General features: G+C 71.3%; 5 protein-coding genes and 1 pseudogene. 2 read left to right on the forward strand and 4 right to left on the reverse strand.

Annotated elements, in window-relative coordinates:
* Positions 1–10 precede the first annotated feature (10 nt).
* The 4 genes and pseudogenes from H596_RS22060 to H596_RS0116395 form a co-directional block, all read right to left on the reverse strand.
* On the reverse strand, positions 11–1357 hold the full coding sequence (locus H596_RS22060) for an MmgE/PrpD family protein (protein ID WP_037301811.1): 1347 nt from the start codon (positions 1355–1357) through the stop codon (positions 11–13).
* Positions 1354–2328, reverse strand: coding sequence for a hydroxyacid dehydrogenase (locus tag H596_RS0116380; protein WP_027285803.1), 975 nt, complete (start codon positions 2326–2328; stop codon positions 1354–1356). Before H596_RS0116380 ends, H596_RS22060 begins: the two co-directional genes overlap by 4 nt.
* Before the next feature lie 495 nt (positions 2329–2823).
* Positions 2824–3627: pseudogene (locus tag H596_RS22065) on the reverse strand (hypothetical protein); the annotation flags it as partial.
* A gap of 73 nt (positions 3628–3700) precedes the next feature.
* Positions 3701–4606, reverse strand: a complete 906-nt coding sequence (locus H596_RS0116395; RefSeq protein WP_027285804.1) for a LysR substrate-binding domain-containing protein — start codon at positions 4604–4606, stop codon at positions 3701–3703.
* Positions 4607–4780: 174 nt separating this feature from the next.
* Here H596_RS0116395 and katG point away from each other — a divergent pair, with 174 nt between their 5' ends.
* Positions 4781–6991, forward strand: a complete 2211-nt coding sequence (katG, locus tag H596_RS0116400) for a catalase/peroxidase HPI (RefSeq protein ID WP_084602909.1) — start codon at positions 4781–4783, stop codon at positions 6989–6991.
* A gap of 288 nt (positions 6992–7279) precedes the next feature.
* On the forward strand, positions 7280–7537 hold a 258-nt coding region (locus H596_RS0116405; RefSeq protein ID WP_408735284.1), incomplete at its 3' end, for a transposase.

Genomic DNA, 7537 nt, shown 5'->3' on the forward strand with positions numbered 1-7537 from the left:
CGTCCGGCGATCACGCCGGCAGCAGCGGCACCACGCCCGGCAGCGCCGCGCCCCGCCAGAGCTGGGCGAGCAGCGCGCGCGCCGGGGCTTCGCCCACAACGGGCGCCGCGAGTTCCATGAACTTCTCGTCCAGCTCCGCATCGCTGAGCGGCGCGTCGGGGTCGCCCTTGCGGGTGGGCTGGTGGCGGAAGAAGGCCCGCCCGTCGCGCAGCCGGATCGTGACCTTGGCGCTGCGCTGCGCGGGGAAGGCGGCCTCGCATTCGGGGTCGAGATGCACCGAGACGCGCGGCATGAGCGCGCGGATCGCGGGGTCGGCGAGGCGCGCCTCCGCGAAGGCGTCCAGCCGCACCGCGCCGTGCAGCAGCATGGTCGCGACGGTGAACTGGGTGGAGAAGCGGCATTCCTGCTCGGTGCGCGCCGCAGGCCGGTCGCAGACATTCTTGGTGGCCGCATAGCCGCCGACCTCGACGGCCTCGACATCCCCGGCCGCGAAGCCCTCGGCGCGCTGCATGTCGCGCACCGCATCGAGCGCGGCGAAGATGTGGCCGCAGCAGCCGTGGTTCTTCACCGTCATCTCGGTGATGGCGAGCGGCTTGCCGAGCAGGGCGAGCGGCTTCTCCCACTTGCCCGTGTCCTCGCTGGTGGCGGCGGCGAAGCCCGCCGGGCCGTGCAGCACGTCGAGCGCGCCGGTCATGCCCTCGGCGGCGGCCATGGCGGCCAGCGCGCCGGCCTCGGCGGCATGGCCGGGGTGCAGGGGCTTGCTCATGCCATCGCCGCGGAAGGCCTGCTGCAGCCCGCCCGCCAGGGTGGCGGCGGTGGCGAGCGCATGGGCCGTCTGCGTCGCGTCGCAGTCGTAGAGCACCGCCACGGCGGCGGCCGCGCCGAAGGTGCCCACCGTGCCGGTGGTGTGCCAGAAATCGTAGTGCGAGGGCTGCACCGCCTGGGCGATGCGGCAGGAGACCTCGTAGCCCGCCACCAGCGCGCGCAGCAGCGCGGCCATGTCGCGCCCGCGCGCCTGGGCGGCGGCGAGTGCGGCGGCCACGGTGGGGCAGCCCGGGTGATAGACGCCCCAGCGCCAGATGTCGTCGAACTCGACGGTGTGCGAGGCCGTGCCGTTCAGCAGCGCGGCGTGGCGCAGCGCGCCCTTCGCGCCATCCACGTAGCACACGGCCTCGCCCAGCCCGCGCGCCTCGCGCAGCGCCTTGGCCATCAGGGTGGCGGGCGGCAGGCGGCAGCCGGGCAGCAGCGCGGCGAACCAGTCGATCAGCGCGCGGCGGGCGGCGTGCTCCACCTCGGGCGGCAGCGGCGCCGCGCGCCAGGAGGCGGCGTGCGCGGCGAGGACGGGCAGCGGGTTCATCGGTTGCTCCGCAGAACCTCCTTGTTGATCACCATGTCGGGGTCGAGCGCGCCCTTGAAATGGCCGATGATGGAGGAGACGCAGGAGAGACCCATGCGCCGCATCCCCTGCTCCGTGCCGGCGGCGGAGTGCGGCGTGACGATGACGTTGGGCGCGTGCAGCAGCGGGTTGTCGGGCTTCACCGGCTCCTCCCAGAACACGTCGAGGCCGGCGGCGGCGACATGGCCGGCCTTGAGGGCGGCGGCCAGCGCCTCCTCCTGCACCAGCGTGCCGCGCGCGGTGTTGATGAGCCGCGCGCCGGGCTTCATCGCGGCGAGGAAGGCGGCGTCCACCATGCCGCGATTCTCGGCGTTGGAGGGGCAGTGCAGCGTCACCCAGTCGGCCTCGGCGAGGCCCTCGGGCAGGGTCTTGGCGCAGCGGAAGCCGGCGCCCTTGATGGTGTTCATCGGCACGAAGGGGTCGTGCACCAGAACATCCATCCCGAAGGCCTGGCACAGCCGCGCCACGCGCCCGCCGATGCGCCCGAAGCCCACCACCAGCACCGCCATGCCCGCGAGGTCATAGGCCACCGGGGCGTCCACGCTGCTCCACTTGCCGGCGCGGGTGTTGGCGTCGAACACCGGAAGCTGCTTCGCGATGGCGAGCATGAGCATCAGCGCGTGCTCGGCCACCGAGAGCGCGTTCGCATCCGCCGTGACGGTGAGGGGGATGCCGCGCTTCGTCAGCTCCGGCACGTCCACCGCGTCATAGCCCACGCCGTGCCGCGCCACGATGGAGAGCCTGGGCGAGAAGGAGAGGAACTCCGCATTGATGGGCGTGGCGCGCACGATGACCGCGTCCGCCTTCGCCATCACGGCGGGCAGGTTCTCGCGCGTCGGGTTCAACAGGGTCTCGACGGTGAAGCCGGGCTCGGCCTCCAGCCGCGCGCGGGCGTCGGGATGGAGGGAGCGCAGCAGGACGACATGCGGCATCAGGGGCCTCCGCTGGGCGCGGAAGGGCGCGCGCGGGCCGCATGCCCGCGCTCCCCCGCCCTCCCGCACCGGGGGTTCGCGCGCATGGTTCCCCCCTTCGCCCGCTTCGGCAAGCCGGGGGCGGAATGCGAAGCGGCGCCCCGGGTCTCCCTGGAGCGCCGCCCCGAGCAGGCTGCGGGAAATCGCCGCCACGGGCTTTGTCTTGCTGGCCGGGGGTGTGGGTGCGAGGGTTTTGTCGGGCTGATACGGCCGGCATGACATGCTGGCCGTAGCGCGCGCAGGGTTGCCGGGCACCCATCGAAGCTTTGCTTCGATGGGACCCGGTGTGGCGGCTGCGCGCCAAAAACCAAGGCATACCAGCGGCCGCACCGGCCCCTCAGGAGTCGAAATCAGCGGCCGCTGGTATGAGAGGCCCGGTTTTCGGCGGTCAGCGGCCGCGGATGACCGCGCCCGGGTCGTTTTTGGCGGTGCTCAGGCAGGCGCCGCCATGAGCTTCGAATGCCGGGTCATCCGGCCGTCGATCGCCGAGCGCCGGCCGTTCGTGTGCTGCGCCACATGCGGCGTCATACCAGCGGCCGCTTGCTTCGACCGCTGAAGCTGCGGCGCGGCCGCTGGTATGTCTTTGTTTTGGCACGCCGCCGCCCACCAACCCGGCGTGCGAGATACGTCCGGCGTAGCCGCCGGCCTTATCACACCCATGCCGCGCATCGCGGCGACAAAGTCCCGCGTGTCGTCGTTCTTGTCCGCCGCCAGCGTGCTGCGCGCCGCGCGATCCAGCCCCGCCATCATCGCCTCGCCGGCGGCGCGCTCGGCGGTGCCGGCGGCCCGCGTCGTCATGGCCGCCACCGCCAGGTCGTGTCGGTTCTCCATCACGACATGGCCGGCATAGCAGAGCCTGGACGCCTGCCCGTTCGACTTGCGCGCCAGCCGTGCATCGGGGTCCGTCGTGGAGGCATGCGTCTCGTTGCTGCGCTTCTCGCCGTGGAAGTCGCGCTCGCCGTTGCGGCCAGGCCCAGGCGGCGGCCCGGAGCCGTCCTTCGGCCGGAAGCTCTGCATCGAGGCCCAGGCCTCGATCAGCGTGCCGTCCACCGAGACATGCTCCGACGACAGCAGCGGCTTCTCCGGCGCGATCGAGTCCCGGCCACCCCTCGCAGAGAGCTTGTCGAACTCGACCGGCAGCCGCTCCAGCGCCCGGTTCATCAGCAGACGGATCGCACGCAGCGCATGATCCGGCGGCACCAGAGCCTCCGGTCTCATGTCGCTGAACATCGAACCCGTCTGCCGATCCGATCCGCGCATCGAAACAACCGCCGCCGCCATCAGCGCCGAATCAGGCCATCAACGATCTGAACAGCCGATTTTCCGCAGCCTGCTAGATCCGCCCTTCCGCGGCGGCCGCGGCGAAGCCCGCGAGCCGGCCCGCGATCACCTCGCCCACCGCCTCCACCGCCGCCCGGCGCGGGAATTGCGCGCGCCAGACGATGCGCACCTTGCGCGCGGTGCGCGCGGCGAGCGGGCGCAGAACGAGCCCCGCATCCTGCGCCGCCCCGGCCGCGAGCGCCGGGATCAGCGTCGTGCCGTAGCCCGCCGCCACCATGTTGAGCAGGGTGGAGAGGCTCGCCGCGCGCAGCGGCCCGCCCAGCGCCCCGGCCCGGCCGCAGGCGGCCAGCGCCTGGTCGCGCAGGCAATGCCCGTCGGCCAGCACCAGCATGTCGGCCGCGAGTTCCTCCTCGGCGATGCGCTCGCGCTGGGCGAGCGGATGCTCGGGCGAGAGGGCGGCGAAGAAGGGCTCCTCGAACAGCGGTCGGCTCAGCAGCTCGGGCCCCTCCGCCTCGGTGGCGAGCAGCGCGGCGTCCAGCTCATGCGCGCGCAGCCGCTCGAGCAGCGCGGCCGTCTGGTCCTCCCAGGGCTCCACCTCCAGCGCGGGCAGCGCCTCGCGCAGCGGGGCGAAAACGAGCGGCAGCAGATAGGGCGCGAGGGTGGGGATGATCCCGAGCCGGAAGGGGCCCGAGAGCGGATCACGCAGGCTGCGCGCGGCGGCGTAGATCGCATCGGCCTCGGCCACCGCCGCGCGCACATGGCCGAGCAGCCGCCGGCAGGCGGCGGTCGGGGTGACGCCCTTGCTCGCCCGCTCGAACAGGGTGAGGCCGAGCTGCTCCTCCAGCTTGCGAAGCTGCACCGAGAGGGTGGGCTGGCTCACGCCGCAGGCCTCTGCGGCGCGGCGGACATGCCCGTGCTCGACGAGGGCGAGGAGGTAGCGGAGGTCGCGCAGGTTCATGGCAGGAGAGGGGGGAGGGTGACAATCTGATAGTGTGCATCTATCGCGACTGTCGCAATCCTGCACTTTCCTTTATGCATCCCCTGCCGCTACACCAGCCCCGCGATGCGGGGAGGAAGGGGTCATCCGGCCCTTTCCGGCCCTGGTGCAGCTTCGCCAGCAACGGAGAGAACCATGGACGGACACAGCGGTCAGGGCGCGGGGAAATGCCCCGTGATGCACGGCAGGCCGACGGCGGCGCGCTTCAGCACGCGCAGCAACCGTGACTGGTGGCCCAACCAGCTCAACCTGCGCATCCTCAGCCAGCACTCGGCCAAGTCGAACCCGATGGGCGAGGCGTTCAACTACGCCGAGGAGTTCAAGAAGCTCGACCTCGAGGCCTTGAAGCAGGACATCTTCAAGGTCATGACCACCTCGCAGGAGTGGTGGCCGGCCGATTGGGGCCATTACGGCCCGCTCTTCATCCGCATGGCCTGGCACGCGGCGGGCACCTACCGCACCGCGGACGGCCGGGGCGGCGCCTCCAACGGCGCGCACCGCTTCGCGCCCGAGAACTCCTGGCCCGACAACGCCAACCTCGACAAGGCGCGCCGCCTGCTCTGGCCGGTGAAGCAGAAGTACGGCAACAAGATCTCCTGGGCCGACCTGTTCATCTTCGCGGGCAACTGCGCCATCGAGCACATGGGCCTGAAGCCCTTCGGCTTCGGCGGCGGCCGCGTGGACATCTGGGAGCCCGAGGAGGACATCTACTGGGGCAAGGAGGACACCTGGCTCGGCGACATGCGCTACTCGGGCGACCGTGAGCTCGAGAACCCGCTCGCCGCCGTGCAGATGGGCCTCATCTACGTCAACCCCGAGGGGCCGAACGGCAACCCCGACCCGCTCGCCTCGGCGCGCGACATCCGCGAGACCTTCGCGCGCATGGCGATGAACGACGAGGAGACGGTGGCGCTGACCGCGGGCGGCCACACCTTCGGCAAGTGCCACGGCGCCGGCCCGGCCGAGCATGTGGGCCGCGAGCCGGAGGGCGCGCCGCTGCACATGATGGGCCTCGGCTGGATCAGCACCTGGAAGTCGGGCAAGGGGGGCGATGCCATCACCTCGGGCATCGAGGGCGCCTGGACCCCGAACCCGACGAAGTGGGACAACGGCTACTTCGACATGCTGCTCGGCTATGACTGGGAGCTGACGAAGAGCCCGGCCGGCGCCTGGCAGTGGGTGCCCACCGACAAGTCCGCCCACACCCTGGTCGTGGACGCGCATGATCCGACGAAGCGCCACCCGCCGATCATGACGACGGCCGACATGGCCATGAAGATGGACCCGATCTACCGGCCCATCTCCGAGCGCTTCCACAAGAACCCGGACCAGTTCGCGGACGCCTTCGCCCGCGCCTGGTTCAAGCTGACGCACCGCGACATGGGGCCGAAGACCCGCTACCTCGGCCCGCTCGTGCCGAAGGAGGACCTGATCTGGCAGGATCCGGTGCCGCCCGTGACGCACAAGCTGGTGGACGAGGCGGACATCGCGGCGCTGAAGGCGAAGATCCTCGCCTCCGGCCTCTCGATCTCCCAGCTCGTCAAGACGGCCTGGGCCTCGGCCTCGACCTTCCGCGGCTCCGACCGGCGCGGCGGCGCCAACGGCGCGCGCATCCGCCTCGCGCCGCAGAACGGCTGGGAGGCGAACGAGCCCGAGCAGCTCAAGCTGGTGCTCGGCAAGCTCGAGGAGATCCAGAAGGCCTTCAACGCCTCCGCCACCGGCGGCAAGCAGGTCTCGCTCGCGGATCTCATCGTGCTCGGCGGCTGCGCGGCGGTCGAGGCGGCGGCCAAGGCGGCCGGCCACGAGGTGAGCGTGCGCTTCCGCCCCGGCCGCACCGACGCCACCGCCGAGATGACGGACGCCGAGAGCTTCAAGGTGCTGGAGCCGGAGGCGGACGGGTTCCGCAACTACCGCCGCGCCCGCTACACCGTCTCGGCCGAGGAGCAGCTCGTGGACAAGGCGCAGCTCCTCACCCTCACCGCGCCGGAGATGACGGTGCTGGTGGGCGGGCTGCGCGTGCTGGGCGCGAACCACGGCGGCTCGCCGCACGGCGTGTTCACCGCCCAGCCGGGCAAGCTGACGAACGACTTCTTCGTCAACCTGCTCGACATGGGCACGGTCTGGACGCCGACCGACGAGACGGAGGAGCTCTTCGAGGGCCGCGACCGCGCCACCGGCGCGGTGAAGTGGACCGGCACGCGGGTGGACCTCGTCTTCGGCTCCAACTCGCAGCTCCGCGCCATCTCGGAGGTCTATGGCCAGAGCGACAACGCCGGGAAGTTCGTCCGCGACTTCGCGGCGGCCTTCGCCAAGGTGATGGAGCTCGACCGCTTCGACCTCGCCTGAGCGGGGGCGCTCAAGGCGCGACCAGAGCGGTTTCCAGATGACCGGAATCCGCTCTCGCCGCGCCATTCCGAGCAGATTCGCGCCATGGCTGATTCCAGCCATGGGCGATCTGCTCTCGGCCGCGTGGACTATCCCGCGGGCTGGGGATTCCCATCGGAGTGCGGACGTGATTCCAAGCTGATCTCTTGCATGGAGATCGGCGTTGATCCGTGGGCGTCTAGGCCACGTGGACAAACTGACCTGAGGGGGATTCCCTCGACGCGGTGGAGTGTGATTCGAAGCTGATCTCTGGGATGGAGATCAGCGTTGATCCGCGGACTGCTGACGGACGAGGAGTGGTCCTTCTTCGAGCCCTTCGTGGTCTCAGCCAGCCCGCTTGGCGGCAGGCCCGCGCGCGACCATCGGCGGGTGCTCGATGCCATCTTCTGGATCGCGCGCACCGGCGCGCCGTGGCGTGACCTGCCGGCCGAGTTCGGCAACTGGAACTCGGTGTTCCGCCAGTTCCGGCGCTGGACCGCGTCCGGCCTGTGGGACGTGATGCTGGAG

Source organism: Rubritepida flocculans DSM 14296, assembly GCF_000425365.1.
Lineage (GTDB): Bacteria > Pseudomonadota > Alphaproteobacteria > Acetobacterales > Acetobacteraceae > Roseococcus > Roseococcus flocculans.

Excerpts from the sequence above, each read along its gene's own strand:
- katG (WP_084602909.1), top strand. The coding sequence starts at position 4,781 with ATGGACGGACACAGCGGTCAGGGCGCGGGGAAATGCCCCGTGATGCAC.
- H596_RS0116395 (WP_027285804.1), bottom strand. The coding sequence starts at position 4,606 with ATGAACCTGCGCGACCTCCGCTACCTCCTCGCCCTCGTCGAGCACGGG.
- H596_RS22060 (WP_037301811.1), bottom strand. The coding sequence starts at position 1,357 with ATGAACCCGCTGCCCGTCCTCGCCGCGCACGCCGCCTCCTGGCGCGCG.
- H596_RS0116380 (WP_027285803.1), bottom strand. The coding sequence starts at position 2,328 with ATGCCGCATGTCGTCCTGCTGCGCTCCCTCCATCCCGACGCCCGCGCG.